Raw genomic sequence first — 1,642 nt, 5'->3', positions numbered from 1 at the left:
GTCTACTTTGATAGACGTATAAAGGCTCTAAAGTTTCTAATAGAAATATAACGTCATCAAAGCTAATTTTTCGCACAGATCGATAATATTTAATTTCATTTATAGAAAACTCACTATCGATTTGATCCATATTACTATCTACTATTTGCTGACTTAAAAAAAATAGTGAAGAATCATGAAAAGAAAAGCTCTTTTTAAAATTAAAGAGTTTTTTCGCTGGTTCATTATAATACAACAAGGATCCATTTTCATGAAATAACATAGTCGCGTGTTCCATTATATCTATAAATGTATCTAGCTTAGTCATCTTTATTAATTTTTTTTCGAGTTTGTTGTCTAACAAATGATTCATTTTCCCACCCCTTATTCACATAAAAACAGTGTTAAATATAATTTTTATTATACCATTGATTTTCACTTCTAATTTAGAACCTTCATCTTGAATAAGCTCAAAAATTAGAAAAGTAACATAGATACTCTTTATTATGTCATGCAGAGTTTTTAGTTCCCATTCATATAGTCTACAAATATAAGTTGGTATGGAAATTGCATATTATTAAAGTGATAAATACGCAGTGAGGGAAAAGAGGAAACGGGTTAAATTATTGTAATCTATCAGTTGCTTGTTAGAAATACGACAAATTGAAATTGTTAATCAAAGAAATTAACTTAAACAAATAAAGGGAGTGTGTGAAGAATGACAGCAAAAAATCTGTTTGATTTATCTGGAAAGACGGCTTTCATAACTGGGGGGACCGGAAGCTTGGGGAAAGGTATAGCTTTAGCCTTAGCAGAAGCAGGCGCAGAAGTTGTGATTTCTGGAATTGAAAATATAGAAAAGTTATCTATTATCCAACAAGAGTTTGAAAATAAAGGTTTAAGATCTTCAGTCATGAATCTGGATGTGTCTAATTATGAAGAAGTTCTAACCCTTACGAAAACCCTCAAAAATAAGTTTGGAAAAATAGATATCCTCGTAAATGCAGCAGGTATTAACATTCGTGGCCCCATCTTGGAAACGACTCTTGAAGACTGGGAAAAAGTCATCAATATTAACCTTCGAGGGACATACTTTGTATCACAGGCAGTAGCCCGAATCATGATGAATCAAAAAAATGGGAAGATCATTAATATATGTTCATTAAGCAGCCAGATTGGCTTACCTAATATGGGACCATATGTTGCCTCTAAAGGTGGCGTTGATCAAATTACTAAAGCAATGGCGATTGAGTGGGCTTCTCATATACAGGTTAATGCCATTGCTCCTGGATATTTTCACACGGAGTTAACTGCGCCTCTCTTCAAAGATCCAGAGCGTAGCAAGATTATCCTGAGTCGAATACCTCAAGGTAGACTTGGTGTTGAATCAGACCTTGCAGGAACTGCTGTTTACTTAGCTTCAGATGCTTCTAATTATATAACTGGGCAAACCATTTATGTTGATGGCGGATGGATAGCATCTTAAAATGGTTAATCAATCTTATTTCTAAATTACATTGAAATCTCAGGAAAGACCGAAGTCGGAAAGGATTTTACTAAACCTCCAAATTGATATTGCTTTCATTTGTTATCTATAAGATAGTTAAAAAGAATATATAAATGAATGCATTTTCTTAGGCGTTTTGATATATAAGGYCAGCAC

At 33.1% G+C, this 1,642-nt stretch carries 2 protein-coding genes; one reads left to right on the top strand and one right to left on the bottom strand.

What is annotated here, in order from left to right; all coding sequences use genetic code 11:
* Window positions 1-352 (bottom strand): hypothetical protein (locus tag AC1DRF_RS26665; RefSeq protein WP_477742151.1); only part of this gene is annotated, 352 nt, incomplete at its 3' end.
* 345 nt (window positions 353-697) lie between these two features.
* Here AC1DRF_RS26665 and AC1DRF_RS26660 point away from each other — a divergent pair.
* Window positions 698-1,465, top strand: coding sequence for a glucose 1-dehydrogenase (locus AC1DRF_RS26660; protein ID WP_279621070.1), 768 nt, complete (start codon window positions 698-700; stop codon window positions 1,463-1,465).
* Window positions 1,466-1,642: the final 177 nt, after the last annotated feature.

The sequence above is a fragment of the Priestia sp. P5_B4 genome (assembly GCF_056400385.1).
This window is presented reverse-complemented; position numbering and strand designations above follow the sequence as displayed.

Excerpts from the sequence above, each read along its gene's own strand:
- AC1DRF_RS26660 (WP_279621070.1), top strand. The coding sequence starts at position 698 with ATGACAGCAAAAAATCTGTTTGATTTATCTGGAAAGACGGCTTTCATA.